We start from the raw sequence: 17,557 nt of genomic DNA, 5'->3' as shown, positions 1-17,557 counted from the left end.
ATTTATAAAATTTTAGCTTATTGAGGTTGTTGAAGTCTTCGACTCCCGAAACTTCGGGACAGACTGACATTTAGATGGCAATTAATTCTTTTTTAAAAAATCCTTACCCCATTTTGCTCTTAATTCAGCAGCTAATTCCTTTACTGTGTTTTGATAAACTGGTTTTTCTGCCAAATTATCCAGTTCTAAGGGGTCGGTTTTGTGGTCAAAAAGCATGCGGGCATACGCCTTACCTTGGTCATCTGTCCATTCGGTATAAAACAAATCGTCTTTTATCAAGGTTACGGCATCTTTAAACTTACTTACTGCCCAATTTTTATCGCTTTTCTTTCCGTTGACAATAGGTACAAAACTTTTGCCTTCCACAGTAGTAGGGTTTTTCAAACCTGCTAGTTCTACCAATGAGGGATAGACATCTATATATTCTACAATATCATTGCTTACAGTCCCTTTTGTTTTTCCTGGTACTTTGATGATTAAGGGCGTTTTAAGTGCTTTTTCGAAAGTAGAATGCTTGCACCAGAGTTTGTGCTCGCCTAGATTCCAACCGTGGTCTCCCCATAAAATCACTATCGTATCTTCTTCTAAATCCAAACGTTTCAACTCGTCTAGAACCAAACCAATTTGCGCATCGACATAACTCACGCAAGCATAATAACCGTGAATCAATTCTTTGGCCATTTCATCTTGCAAGTCTCCTTTCTTTGGAATGCCATCGTATTGACGCAATTCGCCATAATTATGAAAAGCTTCTTTGGGAGTTGTTTCAGGTTGCATATAATTTGCTGGAAGTTGAATTGTATTTCTATCATACAAATCCCAATATTTTTTAGGTGCATTGAATGGTAAATGAGGTTTCATAAAACCAAGTGCCAGAAAGAATGGTTTATTTTGACCTTTCAATTTGCTCAAATCTGCCATTCCTTTTTGAGCAATTTTGCCGTCAAAATAAGCGGTGTCGCTGACATTTGCATTTTCAAAGGCAACCCCTCCCGCTTCTGAAAGATTGGCTTGGGCATTTTTTTCAATATTTTCTGCTAATTGATAATTGCGAATATTTCCTTTTGGAAACCATCGGCTGTCCCAAGCTTTGTTGTCATCTTTTTGATGGTGGTAAATTTTTCCATTAGAAATGGTGGTATAACCATTATTCTTCAATAATAAAGGCAGTGACATCGCATCAGGATTGTCTTTGTCTTTTTCGGTATAAGCATCAATAAAACGGTAACGAGTAGGTCTGGTACCTGACAAAAGACTTGCTCTTGAAGCACCACAAACGGGAATATTGCAATAGGCCCTGTTAAATACCAAGCCCTCTGCTGCCAACTTATCCAGATTAGGCGATTTGATTTGGCTTGCCCCATAACAATTCAGTTCTGGACGCAAATCATCGACTGCAATGAAAAGAATATTGGGCATCTTCTTTTTGGGCTGCGCAAATGCAAACAAACCAATCGACAAAAGAGCTATAGACAGGATATGCTTCATATAAAAGTTTTTACATTAAAATCTTAATTCTGTTTGAAACATAATTTTCGGGTAGCAACGACACCACTACCCAAAAAAAATGTCAAGAATCAAATATATTTCAAACTTTAAAAAATACTGTCCTGTACTGTATGGATGCCGTTAAGAAGCATTTCCATTTTAATTAAGCCTATTTCAGCACTGCCACTTTTGAAACTATAATTTTAACAGGCCCCAGCAAACCCGATGGCAGCAGTTTTGAATCTTTATGCCAATGCTTAAAAGCGGCAAAAGTAGAACGGTCTGTGGGACGCGGGCTATTGTTCAAAAGCCAATCGGGCCAATTGGAAACATTAGGCCCTTTTCGTTCGTAATCCAAAGGCAGTTGTTCATCGCCAATCAAACGGTTGGGCCAAAGGTTGGTAATTTTTATTTCTAATGTATTATTTCCTGCCACCACTAACTTATTGATATCAATGCTAAACGGCGCTTTCCAATAAACGCCCAGATTTTTGCCATTCACAAGAACTTCAGCAATTTCCTTTACAGTTCCCAAATCTAGTTGTAACGAATACTCCTCTTTTAGCAAATGCGCTGGAATATCAAACTGCTTTTTATAAATGGCCGTACCCGAAAAATAACGAATATCATCATTAGCTGCAGTTGCCCAAGATGTTAAATTGTTGAAGCTTTCTTTTAAAACCGTTTTGTTCTTCATCGGAAAACTTACCTCCCAAGCCCCTTTTAATTCAATAGCTTCAGGAACTGATTTCACCTTTAGTGTTTTAGTTTTACCCGTAGCAGTTTTATACTTTAGCTTTCCTGCCCAAGGAGTAATCCAATTTAATTTTTCTTGGTTATAAATCAATTGGGGTTCTGCTGTAGCCTCGGTCAACTTGAGCAGACCTCCATCAGAAACCGTTATGGTTTTTACCTCATCATTGGTAGCATACTCCAAGCGCAAGGATTTTTTGGTCAGGATTTCATTTCCTTCAAGAAAGCTTTCATTTACTGGAATTTCATACACTCCTGAGTCCACCATTTTTTTAACTTTTTCAGTAACATCATACAGCTGATTATTTGCAGGAAGTCCTTCAATTCCTCGTTCAAATTTCCCGAAAATTGCTTTTAGAATTTCTAATTTTCATTCTCAGACGCAGCAACTTCCAGCCATTCTCATTCCAACGCTTTTTTCCCAGGATAACATTACCTACTTTATATTTAATACGCAATTCTTTTTTGTAGGCAGGGTCATCCCCGCAAAGGTCTCTGGTTGCCTGTACATTCAATTGATTGTTTTGAACACTTATAGCCACTACTACTGTTATGTCTATCAGAACATCAGGCAAAAAAGTACCCTATTCAGCTTTGATGATTTTTTAAGTTGGAAAGTGGTGTACTCCTGTTTTTTTTGAGTAAAAAATAAAGAATAAGGCCTATTCAATACCTCTGCTTGGGATTTGACCAAAAAATACTGAGGAACAAACAACAGACCCAACATATCCTAAATTTTTAATTTCATATTTCATTTTGGTTTAATCGAATGTCATTTTATGTTTAAAATTTTAAGCTCGTAAATGCCACTTTCTAAATTGTCTAAAATTAATCCGTCATCATCAATGGTAACCTTAAACTTTTTACAGTTAAGCATTACATCAGGATTATTCATTCCAAAAGATGGTAAACGTATTTTAGCGGTTGTGTTTGCTGGAACATTGATATTGTAAATAAAATCACTACCAACAAACTTCCATTCCGATGAAATTTTTCCGTAAGGTGAATGATATTCCCCTTTAGCTTCAGATAGTATTTGATTGGGTACTGGAGCAAATAATATTTTCTTATACCCAGGTGCTAAAGGCGCAATACCGGCAATGCGCTCGTACATCCATTGACCAATAGCTCCATAAGCATAATGATTGAATGATATAGCTCTATCAGCAAAACCTTTATCATGGGTATAACCATCCCACCTTTCCCACATGGTTGTAGCTCCTTGATTTATGGAATAAAACCACGAGGGGTAGGTTTCCTTAAATAAAATATCGTAAAGTAGATTCGTATTCCCTGTTTTATCCAAAACATTAGCCAACAAAGGTGTTCCTATAAAACCTGTGCGCAAATGAGTATCGGCCTCTTGAATAAGCTCAACCAAATGAATAATGGCTTTCTCAGCGGTTTTCTTCGATAAGATATCAAAACCAAGCGCTAATAAATAACCCGTTTGTGTAGGCGTATATGGTGATTTTATTTTTCCGTTTTCATCGAAAAACTCTTTTTCAAAAGCCTGTGAAACGGAATCCAAAAGTTGTTGGTAATGTGCTTTATCCTCTTTCAAACCTAAAACCTCAGCAGTCTTCATGGTTAATTTGACTGAATAGGCATAATAAGCCGTAGAAATAAGTGTATTAGGTGTATCGCCTCTACGGTCATCTTTTTGTTGAGAAAAAGGCTGAAGCCAATCCCCTACAGTTGACATATGGCTAATGTAATTTGTTGCTTCGGATGCATGATAATCGCACCAACGTTTCATCATATCGTAATTTTCTTTTAGTACTTTACAATCTCCAGTCTTAAAATACAATTCCCACGGAATTATTGTACAGGCATCTGACCAACCTGCCTGAGCAAAGTTGCCTGTGAAATTTGGTACTACTACGGGAATACCTCCATTGCCAAACTGTTCTTCTCTCATACTAGTAAGCCAAGCAACCCAAAAAGCGTGGGTATCTGCTAGAAATAGAGATGTTGGAATAAAAACCTGAGCGTCACCTGTCCAACCTAATCGCTCACTGCGTTGCGGACAATCCAAAGGCACGTCAAAAAAATTTCCTCGTAAGCCCCATTGTATATTACTATGTAATTGATTTAATTTGGTATGTGATGAATGGAAATTGCCAGACATATCAAAGTCAGAATGCTGAACCATTCCTGTAACCCAATTTAATTGTGGTTGCTGTTCTTTAATATACCCACTCACTTCAACATAACGAAAACCATGAAACGTGAATTTTGGTTGCCAAGAAATGCTACCATTTTCTTTTGCGATGTAATAATCTATAGATGGTGCAGAACCAAGATTGCCAGTAAATAGCTCACCGTTGCTTGATAACATCTCGCCATGTCTTAATTTAATGGTATCACCTTTTTTAACAGGAATGTTAAGTTGAACGACACCTACCATATTTTGCCCCAAATCAAATAGTACACGACTATTCCCTTGTACAGTCATTTTAAGAGCCTGTAATTTCAATTTATTTTTAACTGTTGCATGTTTTTTGGGAAATAATCTGGTTTTTGGATCTAAATTTTCAACGGATACGTTTTGCCAAAAACAATCATCATAGTTTGGAGTATTCCACCCTGGAATCTCGTAATTAGCATCGTACACTTCACCGTCATACAAACCTGCTGTGCGAATTGGTCCATTATTATAAGCTTTCCATGTTCCGTCTGTCGCTATGGTTTTTAAGTTCCCTTTTATATCTTCTACTTCTAATTGGCAAATAATCTGGGGTGGAGCCACTACGGTATCCCATCGTCTTTGTGGACCAAAACGACCTGAATGCCAACCTTCTGACAATATCAACCCTATAGTGTTTTTGTTTTTTTGTAAAGCGTCTGTAACATCATAAGTAAGGGTTTCTATTCGTTTTTGGTAAGGAGTCCAACCAGGTGTTAACACATCATTCCCTAATTTTTTTCCATTGATACTCGCTTCAAAAACACCTTTGGCGGTAATGTATAAGCGAGCCTTTTTTATTTTAGAATTCAGTTTGAATTGTTTTCTTAAATATTGTGGTTTAAACAATCGTGTTCCATAATGAGTTGTTTTCCATTGGTCTGGATCTGGAATTTTTATCCATTGTGCTTTCCAATCTGAATTTGATAGTAACCCCATTTCGATACTGGCTATCTTGCTCCAGCTTGAGGAATGACCTTCTTGGTTCCAATACCTTAGTTGCCAATAAACTTTTTGTCTTGATTTAAGTTCGTTACCTCCAAATAAAACATTCACTGATTGATTTGAAATCACCTTACCTGATGACCAAACATCTGGTGATTTCAATAATAATTCAGGTCTAGAAGCCGCAACTATTTCATAAGCCGTTTGATTTTTTATGTTACTTGCTTGTGGTAGCTGCCAAGAAAAAGTGGGCTTGCTATCATAAAAACCAATTGGATTATGGAAACCTTCGGAAACCGATAGACTTATTGGTGCTGGTAGACTTTGTTGAGCCAGAGCAACACTAATTGAACAAATTGTACTTAATATTATAATGTTTAAAATGTATTTTATCATATAGATACCAATGGCTATTAATAATTAAAGATATAAGAACATTTAGCTATTTCTTTTAACTTGATTCTTAAACTATATTTTGAACTTTCCGCACACTCAAATTAACAAATCCGACGTACATTTAATTTCAAAAAATTCCTCGCTTTTCTTTTTTATGCAAACTTGTTTTTCCAATATACTATAAAAAAGTTATGAATAAATTTGAATTTTAAATTGTTGCATTACAACACATAAACCTTCATCTCTTGTTGGCATTCCACTATCGGTATTGAGCAACCACTAACCATTTGCCAGCAGTAACTTTAAAAATCATATCATTTGAATCTTCACTAACATATTCAAACCCTTCCAATTGTTTCAGCTTCTTGTTATTTTTCCAAATATTTTTACCGTTTACTAAAATCTTACTAATCTTTTTACCTGCTTTAGGTACATAAATGGTTGCTGTTGTTTCTTTAGGAGAAATTAAATCAATTGAATAAATATCTTTTGTTTTATTGACTTCAACAGAAATATCGCCTTTTACAGAAGGGACAATTTGTTTTACATTCGTAAGATGCGCTAAATTTGGTTTTACTTCAAAAGATTTCCAAGCTACATCAGTTGCCTTTATCCCTGCAATATATCTAGAGAGTACATAATTAGGCGCATTCCACGCATGGTTAGGGGTACCAGGTTTTTTATCATCAAATTTTTCATAAAGCGTTGTTAGTTCTTTATTATTTACTTGAGATTCATAACGCTGTTTCATTCGCAACAAGCCCTTATCATATTGACCTGTCAACATAATAGCCTCTTGTGCAATCCATTCCATGTGAGGACTTGCTTTTTGAACAGGAAGTAAAATAGAATCTACTAATTTGTCATAATGGGCTTTGTCAGCCAAACCACTTACAATAGCCAAAGACGTGGTACGCTCTTCTATTGGTTTCCCTTTTGTTCCATAATGTGTTCCTTGCCAATACTCATTTGCGAAGTTTTTTTCAATACTTGTTATTCGATTGCTATACCATTCAATATCTTTATCTTGCTTTAATGCTATTGCCATTTTTTTGGCTGCTTTTAAAGCCATATAGTACCAACAAACATTCGTTGGAGTTGGGTCTGTATCTTCTCCCCAATCTACCCAATTGGCATAGCCCTTGCGATGTTCGGGTAAACCATTTGGTTTCATTTTCCAAAGATTTAGATAGTTAAAAATGGCAGGATAAGCATTTGCTAATGTTTCTTTATCCCCAGTATTGTAATAATATTGCCAAACTACTTGATCAATAAATTGCAAACTTTGACAGGTAAGTTCGCTACTTTTTCTTCTGTAAGCTCCAAAGCCGGGTGCCAACCCTTGAATCGTATCACCAGCGCGATACGTAATCGTATTGTCAATTCCTTTTTTCAGCAGCTGACGTCCTGCATCATCCAAAGTGTAAAAAATGGCACCTGTTTGATCGGCTACATCACCTATCCATAACCCACGTTCTCTATCCGGACAATCCATATAACCATCACGGGCACATATATACAAGGTATTACGTGCCATCCACCAAAGACGTGTAAAATAGTCATCATTACATTCAAAATTACCTGTCATTTCTCCAACGCCTGTCCATCGGTATTTTAAGTCTAAAACCTCAACACCTGGCGGAATGCTGTAGGTTACAACATGGCCATTTATCCAAGAATAACTTTCAAAGGCCTGCTCCCCATCATTAGTAATATAAGTTCCACTTAACATATTAAATGGATTGTCGGTATTTGCAATAATGGTTTTACCCGCTGGACTATTTACTTTAAGATAAGGTGTAATTTGTTTGTTGAAAGGAAGTTTAGCATGGATGATTACTGTAGCATTTGTATTGTTTTTATAAGGTAGCTTAACATCAACCTTATCCGTATTAGAGCTAATTTTAAGTGATTCATAATTAGTTAAGCCTCTGTCGTTCCATTGCGGAATAGCTCTTTTTACTAAATTACCCCAGGGTAAACTGTTTGCCAATCCTTTTAGGGTTGGACTGCTCCAATTACTATCATCATAATTTTGAGAGTACCAAGACTTATCAGACCAATCTCCCATAGCCAAACGTGCATCAAATTTTACATTGTAAGCATTAACACGATTGGCAGAATCGCCACCGCCACCGCTATTGGGGTCGTAAGCTGGATGTACTTTTAGCTTCCAGTCTGTATTTGATTCTATAATCTGATTTCCTAAATTGGCATGAAATAAGAGACCGCCTTTGCCACTATCATCATGAACTTTTCGTGTTCTTCCCCAGTACCAAACCAAAACAGCGATGGTGTTTTTACCTTGTTTTAAATATGATTTTAAATCTACCTCATCATAATAATTGGTGTTGGGTGCCGCTCCACGAGCCAAACCACCTTCAAACAAAACCGCTTTACCATTTACCCACAGCCAATATTTGGTATCTACAGCTAAATGTGCCAAAGCTTCAGTAGGAACATTTTTAAGGTCAAAAGTTTTACGAAAAGCAACCCAGGTATTTGCAGGTCCTGCCTCTTCTTGCCACATCCATTGTGCGTTACCCCAGTTGGGGGGTTTGGCATAGGTAATAGTTGTAAAAATTGTAAAAACTAGTAGGATAACAAAACGAAGTTTTATTTGATTTTGATAGATGGTATTCATTTATTTAAATTATGTTTTTTGAATTTTATGACTGGTAAATATAATTTGTTGATTTATTTATACTATCCTGCACTGTCTCACTTTTACAGGCTAATCAGTAAAAAAAAGTCATCACTAATTCTTATTATTTAATCGTTTCAATAATAATTGGTCCCAACAAACCTGATGATTGTATGTCACTATTAGGCTTAATATCATCAGTAACTAACCAAGTATATTTTTCATCATCAGACCGTTGTTTGTCTCTTATGAGTTGATTTCGCCATAGATTAACTACTTCAATTTCCAGATTATTTTCACCTACCTGAACGGCTTCTGTAATGTTTAGTCAGTGAGGTGTCAATAATATCTCGTGCATATCACGAAAAGAAACCTGAGGATCCTTACGACAATTTCCATAACGTCCTCCACTAGGCGGACTGTAGGCTGCAAAATGCTTTGCATTAGCAGCCATTCCAGCCGATTGAATACTCTTAACTTGTGCTTTTCCCATCTCACCTATTAAAAAAAGATCTGCACCTTAACATTCCACAGCACGTCCCCATCTGGAATCTTACCTTAATCCCATACTGCCGCCCCATGTTGGGTGTTGATACGGTTAGCCACACTCCACAAATTATGAAGTTCATCTTTATTATTACTCACATCCGTGAAGTCAGCTGTGAGCTTGACCTGTGCTACGAGATTCCCCATTAGTAAAAATGCAGGAATGATAAATAATGATTTACAAATTCTATTCATACAAAATGGTATTACATTTAGTTTTCAGTTTTTGGGTATTCAATTGAATAATTTCCAGATCCAAGCACAAAATACTTATCGCCGATCTTCGTTTGATTCTGTTGCTGGAATTTACCCCATTTTTCTCCGTTTATTTTTAGTGATTTGAGTTCCTCTGTGGATAGTACCAGCCTTGCTTTTGTATTAAAAGGAACCTCTAGTGTCATTGAAAAATTAGAACCAGTAAGTTTCCAACTATTGTTAATACTTCCATAAGGTGTTGGAACCGTAACACTAGAAGAAGTGATATTTTTTGAAAACTGTGGATTTACCGTGAATTCTTTAAAACCCGGAGATGAATAGATTGGTTTTATTCCGCCTAACGACTCATAAAAATAAGCTGCAAAACCACTATGCATAGGGTGGTTTAGAGAGCCACCATTGTCTTCAAACTTTATATTCCAATCTATTTGCCGTTCTGGCCAAGTGGTAAAACCGAAATTCATTATAAAAGTTTGACTTGGAAAGATAGGTGTAGTTAAAATTTCATGTGCCAAATTGGCTTTCCCATAGTTTGATAACACAGTATAGATATAGCGATTACCGTGAATTCCTGTAGCATGATGCCCACCTTTTATTACACTAATGTTATATTCTAAACCATTTACCACAGCACTAATATCAGACTCTGCCACCATCCCAAATTGCAAAGCCATTACCGTTGCAGTTTGACTACCGTACCATTTAAACTGGGTTGATGGAATCGTTGTTAAAAATTCAGTATTAAAAGCGGTAAATAATTTTTCTTTTTCACTTTTAACTTTTTGCTCGAAAGTTGGGTCATTATTCATTTCAGCAAATTTCTCCATAATACCCAAAACATCATAAAAATAGGCATTTGCAGAGATTATCGGATCACATTCCATAGCGGATGGATTTTTTTCCCGGCTCCAAGCAGGAGGACACCAATCCCCCATTCCGTTTTGAATAATTCCTTTTTCATCTTTAAAAGACAGATAATATTCGGTCAAATCTTTCATCTCTTCATAATACTCCTTCACAATTAAATCGTCACCATAATACAAATAATTATACCAAGGCAAATACATCGTTGCTACTCCCCAATCTAATTTGGCAATACCCGATGTTCTTTTACCAGGTGCTATCATAGTAGGAACTTTGTGCGTAACTTGTTTATTATTGTTTGCTTTGACAGGAACCATTTGTGTTCGAATATCTTCCATAAATTTTTTATAGAAGTTTAGCATATCATAGTTATATAAAGCATACTCACAATAAGCATGTGCATCTCCTAACCAACCATTTTTTTCACGGTGCGGGCAATCCTCAGGAATACCATGCATATTATCTACAATGGTCCATTTACTAACGCTGTGCATTTTATTAAACAAAGGCTCAGAACAACTAAAACTCCCATTTTCTTGAAGATCAGTAGCAACCAGGATCGCTTTAATCATAGTCGCATCTGGCTTTGTTGTGATACCTTTTAATTCTGCATATCTAAAGCCGTGGTAACTAAATTGTGGTTCCCAGGTTTCAACTCCTTCTCCTTTACATATGTATTTGAAAAATTGACGCATTCCATTGGCTTTTCCGGCAGTAGTACCCGGAAAAATATCTTTGCCATTAGGCGTCAAGGCTTCGGTGGTGGTAATTTCAATCACTTGTCCTTTTTCACCTTTTACATTTATCTTGACCCAACCGGCAATATTTTGACCAAAATCTACAATCCAATTACCATTTGTACCTTTAAAAATGTTTTGAGGCTCTAGTTCTTTTAATTTTCGGATAGGAGGAAATTGTTGTGCGCTAATTTTATTGACTTCAGGCGAAACAACTTTGACTTTACCCCATTGGGCATCATTAAAATTTATTGTATTCCAATTGGCTATTTCATAACGGGCATCATAGGTATCTCCTCCGTAAACATTATTAAACACTATTGGTCCGGTAGATTCTTTCCAACTTTCATCGGTATAGAAATTGGCCTGACTGCCATCATCATAAGTCACTTTAATCAACAAGCGAACCGACGGTTGTCCATAAGAATAGTTATTTTCAGATTCTATATTCGTTCTCCAACAAATGTCCTGACCGTAAAAACCATTCCCTATAACAATACCAATAGCATTTTTTCCTGATGTTAACTCCTTTGTGACATCATAATGAACATAATAGGCCTGCTTATCGTAATTCGAAGGTGCCGGATCTAAAACATGATTTCCTACTTTTTTCCCATTGATATACCATTCATAATATCCCAGACCACAGATGTAAGCTTGGGCGCTTTTAATTTTCCTTTTGGGCGTAAACACATTTCTAAAATAAGCTGCTGCATGTCCTGCTACCATTTCCGGCTCTTTCATTCTACCAATTTGATATTTTCTAAAACGGTGTGGAGACGTTCTAGTATCTTTATTAAGACTAATCCATTTTGAATCTCCCCAATTGGATGTATCAATCAATCCCATCTGGAAACTTGTAACCGAAGACCAATTTGAAACCTGACCTTTTTCGTCCCAAATTTTTACTTTCCAATAATACTTTTGTGTAGGTTTCAAATCTTTGCCTATATATTTCACATACACCGATTTACTACTGGAAACTTTATTTGAATTCCATAAATCAGCATCTTTTTCATTTAGTTTATCAATAGATGAAGCCACTAAAATCTGATAGGCAGACTGCGATTTATTAAAACCACTCGCTTTTACTACCCAAGAAAAAGAAGGTTGTTCACTTTCAATAGCAGTAGGTTTGGTTTGCGCATCACAGGTAAGGGATTCGAATGAAAGCTTTTGAGCAACTAATTGATGCGATGTAATAAACAACAAAATAGCTATGAAGAATTGTTTTTTTAGCATGATATTTTTTTTTTAACATTTAAGACACTATTTACATTATTATCTATTTATTCCAAACTCACATTAAACGTGTATTCACCAGATTTTACTGTTTTTTTAAATTGTGGCAATATCACTTGTGCCTCACAGTTAGCAGGAATAACCACTTTGTATTCATAAGTATTGGGGTTTGTTTTTCTCCATTCCGCTTTTACCTCGCCATAAATGGAGTTATAACTCCCTTTGGCAAAATCCATGGCTTTTATAAAGTTAGGCTGCAGAATGATGTTTTGAAATCCAGTTTTCGCAGGATCAATATTGATTCCCACCATATGTCGGTGAAAGAAATTATCGACTGCTCCCATAAAGTGGTGAATGTCTGACGATTCAAACTCATACCCTTCGGGCAAAGTAGTGGCTCCTTCTTTTATTAACCATCCAAAAGATGGCCAGGTATCATTAACGACCACCTTGTGCATGATATCGGCATAGCCATTTTTAGGCAAATATTCGTATGCCGAGTGTACGACAAATATGCCACCCCACAGATGGTAATCTTTATCTTTTACAATGTTATCCACTATTCTTTGCTCTAATTGAGCACGGTACTCGTCAGGCACGATGCCATAGTTTAAGGCCATAATGTTTAAAACGGGCAAAAATTCATCGAAAGGCTTAAGCCCAACATATTCTTTTTTTTCTTCGTCGAACGCCCATTTTTGAATGCCTGCGTAAATACGCTCCACTTGCTTTTTCAAGCGTTTCTGATCGTCTTTCTTTCCAATGACGCTCGCCATTTCTTCAAGGCGTTTCAACACCAGGTAGAAATTCATCGAAGCAATTGCTTCATTCCCTCCCGGCTTACCTCCACCGCGGTAGGTTTTATCGTAAGGTGTTACCCAATCGTTAAAACTTTCAGAAAACATACCATCTTTATCAGCAAGATTGTTATTCTCCCATGAGTAATTTACCCACTTCATCATTTTATCCCAATAGAGCTCAAACAAGCGTGTATCACCATAGTAGGAATACATATACCATGGAATGTGTACGGCTGCCGACGACCACATGGTAGAACGTCCATTGCCATAAGAGTTGGCAGGAGCGATAGAACTGATGCCGCCTTCCTTGTTCTGTGTATCAAAAATATCACGAGTAAACTTGGTCATTAAAGCTGCTAAATCATAGTTAGCCATACCAAATTCCATTCCTGTAACGGCATCGCCCAACCAACCATTTTTTTCGCGGTGCGGACAGTCGGTAGGAATACTATGTAGGTTAAATATGAGCGATTTACGGCAAATTTCGTGAACGGCATTAATTGTTTTGTCTGAAGACTCAAAATACCCCACACGCGGCACATCTGAGTGCACATACTTTACTTCTACATCTTCGAGCTTCAAAGGATTATTTTTTAAGCCTTTAATCTGAACATAACGGAAACCTTTGTACGAAAAACGACACTCGGCATATTCCACACTATCGCCTTTACATTTATAAGCCATTTGCTGTAATCGTCCGGGTTGACCGGAAGAGGTTGGGTCTTCGTGTTCGCCATAATAGATAGTTACACGTTGACCTGGTTGAGAATTTTTGATGCGTACACGCACCCAACCTGCCATATTGGTTCCTACATCAAACCACTGACCATAATTCCCTCTTTTGGCTGTAGCAACAGGATGGAAAGTTTTGGTGACACGGATGGGTTGGCATAGTTGAGAAATTAATGCACCACCTGGACTTGGAGCAGGATTAACCTTTTCCCAAGCCGACACATCTAACCCCGGCTCGCTCCATCTGCTAATCTCCTTGGTGGCATCATATACCTCACCCAAATGTGGACCATCATATACTACAGGTCCTCCGATTACTTTCCAGCTCAAATCACTTACCACATCTTTGCTGGTGCCATCTTCGTAGTCAATTTTTATACGGCAAATGAGTTTAGGCTGACCGATCCAACCATTTTTATTATGAAAGCCCCAATGATCGTAGGACAGCATACCATAAAAGCCTCTTCCCAGCATTACACCTGCTGTATTTTCTCCTTGTTTAACTTCCTTTGTAATATCGTGTGTTGCATAGAGAACTGTTTTTCGGTAGTCGGTCCAACCCGGATCCAATACAGAATTACCAATTCTTTGTCCGTTGATATACAGTTCGTAGTAACCAATACCACTGATATATGCTTTGGCGCTTTTAACTTTTTTCGATGCATCAAAATCTTTCCTCAACAGTGGTGCTGCATCGTAAGGATTTTCATGGTGAAAATGGTAACGCTCCCACATATTCATGCGAGCTCCAAAATAGCTTGGCAAATGAAACTCGGTACATTCGGCTTCAATATCTTTTTTACGCCACCATTCTTTAGCCCATTCATCCTGATTGCGCCATGCTATCCACTGTGCGTTTTTCCAATCATCCTGAGAGAACAAACCTGTTGAGAAATGGGCTGGTTTACTCCAGTCTGATAATTTTTTTTGTGCATCCCAAACTCTAACTTTCCAGTAATAGGAAGAGGCTGGTTTTAATGGTTTGCCCTGATACTCTATCTGTATGCTACTTGCACTATTTACTTTTTTTGAATCAAAAGCATCGCCAATATTTTTATCTAAATTTTCCGATGAAGTTGCTACCAAAAGCTGATAGGCTGTTTGGCATTGCCCTTTTTCGTCACTATTCATTTTCCAAAAAAAACGAGGATGCACCATATCTATCCCTTCCGGATTACTTAGGTATTCGCATTTAAGATCGATTAATTCTACTTGAGCTTGCATTGTGATTGCCAAAAGTAAGAATATAAATGTTGTAATAATTTTTCTCATATCTCAACCTATTACATTATAATTTTTTATATACTTCAATCGCATTAAGCACCGGTTCGCCTACCATTTTTTTGAAATCAACAATGATAAAACCTTTATCATCGACGGTTACTTCCGATTTAATTTTCACAGCTTGATATTCGCCATATTGAGCAAGCAGATTGAGCTTTTCGATAACTGTTTGTCCATTGATTGACACCGAGAAAGTGCGGTTAGTTACTCCTTTTATCGATTTATCCTCACCGGCTAAATCATAAGGCAAATGAGTGGCAGTTGCTCCTTCTAATTCGGAAAAGTGTAGTGTAACTTCATACTTCCCGGCAGGCACTTCCAACTTAAACTGCTCAATACCTATCAATTGAGTTTGATAAATTGGATCCTTGAAAGTTCCGTTGACAGGCATCTTAGCTCCATAAGGTTGCTGCACATTTTGTACAGGGCGCACATAAGGTTTACCACCAATACTACCCCAGGAACCTTCGGCGTATTCCTTGTCAAACATCCACGCTTGATCAAACTGATCGTCATAAAAGAAGCGCTGATCTCCCAGATTAACTGATAGGCCACCAGCAGGGAACTTTTCTTTTAAACTGAGAGGCAATACATTCACACGTACTTCAGCAAAGTCTTCGCAATAATCAGTCGTTTTATTCACTGCACGAAGTCTGTTAATTCCATCTACAAAAGGTACTTCCCACTGTATCCATACGCTATCCATTTTTTTTGTACCCAGGCTTTTTCCATTTAAAAACAATTCGATTTCCTCCTGATTAGAAAACACATCCACTTTCATTGTAGAAATACCTTTACCAGTAGCATCTTCCAAATATGAACGCTGCTTCCAGGTTTTGGCAGCAATGGCCACAAAAGGTTTTTTGAGTAGAGCGGCCTGATAATAATAAAATACATTTTTAGGAGTACGATTAATCCCCACCAAACCTTTGTTATTTATACTCTGCACTGCATCCACACGGCCCTCGGAATTAAAGTCGGCGTAGTTCCACACATTGGCACCGGCTATCCATGGTGTTTTTTTGAAATAATTCAAATAGTGATTATGGAACTCCACAGCATACTCTTGTGAAAAATCAAAACGAGTTGGGGTAAGCGTATGTAAACGAGGATCGGCACCTGCACCATACTCGGTAATAATCATTGGTTTGCGTACCATCTGGTGATACTTTTCCAGCTTAGACTGTAGATTTTGGTAACCACCTCCGTACCAGCCATCGTAAATATTCCAGCCCACAATCATTGGAATGTCGCACAAACCTGCTTCCATGTAACGTTCTAAACCTGCATGGTTAGGTATCATGGTATAACGGTAAGGGTCTTCAGCACGAGTAAGGTTTTCCAGGTTTTGTGCCAAATCGGCAATGTATTTGGTGTACTTTTCGTAGCGCTCTTTATTGTTTTTGTAACGTGGCTGTAAAAGAACTTCGTTCATATAAGCCCAGATTATGAGACTTGGGTGGTTAAAGTTTTGACGAATCATTTCCTTCTGGGCACTCATACAGTTTTGAGTAAATGCCTCCGATTCAGTTACAGTATCAATAATTGGAGTCTCTACTGTGGTAATTATACCCAGGCGGTCGCACATTTCCAGAATGGCAGGGTCCTGAGGATAGTGAGCAATACGTAAAAAATTACTACCCATTGCTTTCATACGCATTATATCCTCCACGTGAATATGATCAGGTAATGCATTACCAATTTTATCAAAATCCTGATGACGATTGGTACCAATCAGTTTTAGAGGTTTACCATTTAAGAAAAAACCATCCTCCACATCGAAACGAAACCAACGAAATCCCAGAGGATTTATAGACTCATCTAATTTATTTCCCGTTTTAGCATCAAAAATCTCACATACTACGCGGTACAGGTTCGGAGCATCAGGACTCCACAGTTGTGGGTTTAATACCGGATCAAGTTCTAAATTAAATTCATTAGATACTCCGGCAATAAGCTTAAACGCTTTACTTTTTTCAGCTACTAATTTCTGATCTGGGCCATATACTTTAGTCAATACCTTCACTTTTTTAGTGGCTGCTTCATCATTTTTAATTCGCAATTTCAGATTAACATCGCCACTTTCTGCAGAGACATTCGGAGTTGTAATAAACACCCCATTGGCAGCATAATCCTCCACATTGAAGTGTACTTTTTCGGTCACTACCAAATTCACATCGCGGTACATACCTCCAAAGAAAGTAAAGTCGGCATGCAAAGCCGGCCAATCTTCATTATGAGAGTTGTCGGCTTTTACTACCACATTAAAAGTGCTAAATTCAGTATTAGGAACAAAGTTAATGTACGGAGTAACTGGCACCACAAAACGAGTAAAACCGCCTATGTGGGTACGCACTAGTTTCTTATTGATATAGATTTCTGCTGCCGTAGCTACCCCTTCGAAAAACAAAAACACTTGCTTGTTTTTATAACTCGAAGGAATACGGACATTTTTACTGTACCATCCGGCACCTCTGTAAAAACCCTTTTCTTCATCAACCACATCTTTATCGTTCCATGTATGAGGTATATCTACCCTCTCGGCACGCTTTAATTGTGATAAAAATTCATCTACATTGGCAATGTTATTGTCCTTAATAAATTGCCACGATTCATTAATGGTATAGCGGAGCTGTTGAGCCGCTTGTAGCTGAAAAACGCACATTACAAATAGAGCGATGCTTAGAACTTTAATTTTCATATATTATTTTTTTTTATTCAT

General features: G+C 37.4%; 8 protein-coding genes. All 8 read right to left on the bottom strand.

The window, feature by feature from the left end; all coding sequences use genetic code 11:
* Window positions 1–81: 81 nt before the first annotated feature.
* Window positions 82–1,488 (bottom strand): sulfatase, encoded by a 1,407-nt coding sequence (locus ACNH59_RS10610; RefSeq protein WP_418262520.1) that lies wholly within the window; start codon window positions 1,486–1,488, stop codon window positions 82–84.
* Window positions 1,489–1,657: 169 nt separating this feature from the next.
* The gene (locus tag ACNH59_RS10605; protein WP_418262519.1) at window positions 1,658–2,509 is read right to left on the bottom strand and encodes a glycosylhydrolase-like jelly roll fold domain-containing protein; all 852 of its coding nucleotides are present in this window, start codon (window positions 2,507–2,509) and stop codon (window positions 1,658–1,660) included.
* 504 nt (window positions 2,510–3,013) lie between these two features.
* A complete protein-coding gene (locus tag ACNH59_RS10600) occupies window positions 3,014–5,770 on the bottom strand; it encodes a family 78 glycoside hydrolase catalytic domain (RefSeq protein WP_418262518.1) in 2,757 nt (918 codons plus the stop codon).
* 259 nt (window positions 5,771–6,029) lie between these two features.
* Window positions 6,030–8,414: an alpha-L-rhamnosidase C-terminal domain-containing protein gene (locus ACNH59_RS10595; RefSeq protein ID WP_418262517.1), complete on the bottom strand. Its 2,385-nt coding sequence runs from the start codon at window positions 8,412–8,414 to the stop codon at window positions 6,030–6,032.
* 328 nt (window positions 8,415–8,742) lie between these two features.
* Window positions 8,743–8,907 (bottom strand): hypothetical protein, encoded by a 165-nt coding sequence (locus tag ACNH59_RS10590; protein ID WP_418262516.1) that lies wholly within the window; start codon window positions 8,905–8,907, stop codon window positions 8,743–8,745.
* Between the two features lie 265 nt (window positions 8,908–9,172).
* Window positions 9,173–12,019: a family 78 glycoside hydrolase catalytic domain gene (locus ACNH59_RS10585; RefSeq protein WP_418262515.1), complete on the bottom strand. Its 2,847-nt coding sequence runs from the start codon at window positions 12,017–12,019 to the stop codon at window positions 9,173–9,175.
* Between the two features lie 47 nt (window positions 12,020–12,066).
* Complete coding sequence (locus ACNH59_RS10580) at window positions 12,067–14,823, bottom strand: family 78 glycoside hydrolase catalytic domain (protein WP_418262514.1); 2,757 nt, start codon at window positions 14,821–14,823, stop codon at window positions 12,067–12,069.
* Window positions 14,824–14,839: 16 nt separating this feature from the next.
* Complete coding sequence (locus ACNH59_RS10575; protein ID WP_418262513.1) at window positions 14,840–17,536, bottom strand: glycoside hydrolase family 2 TIM barrel-domain containing protein; 2,697 nt, start codon at window positions 17,534–17,536, stop codon at window positions 14,840–14,842.
* Window positions 17,537–17,557 lie beyond the last annotated feature (21 nt).

The organism is Flavobacterium faecale, from assembly GCF_048320115.1.
Classification (GTDB): Bacteria; Bacteroidota; Bacteroidia; order Flavobacteriales; family Flavobacteriaceae; genus Flavobacterium; species Flavobacterium faecale_A.
This window is presented reverse-complemented; position numbering and strand designations above follow the sequence as displayed.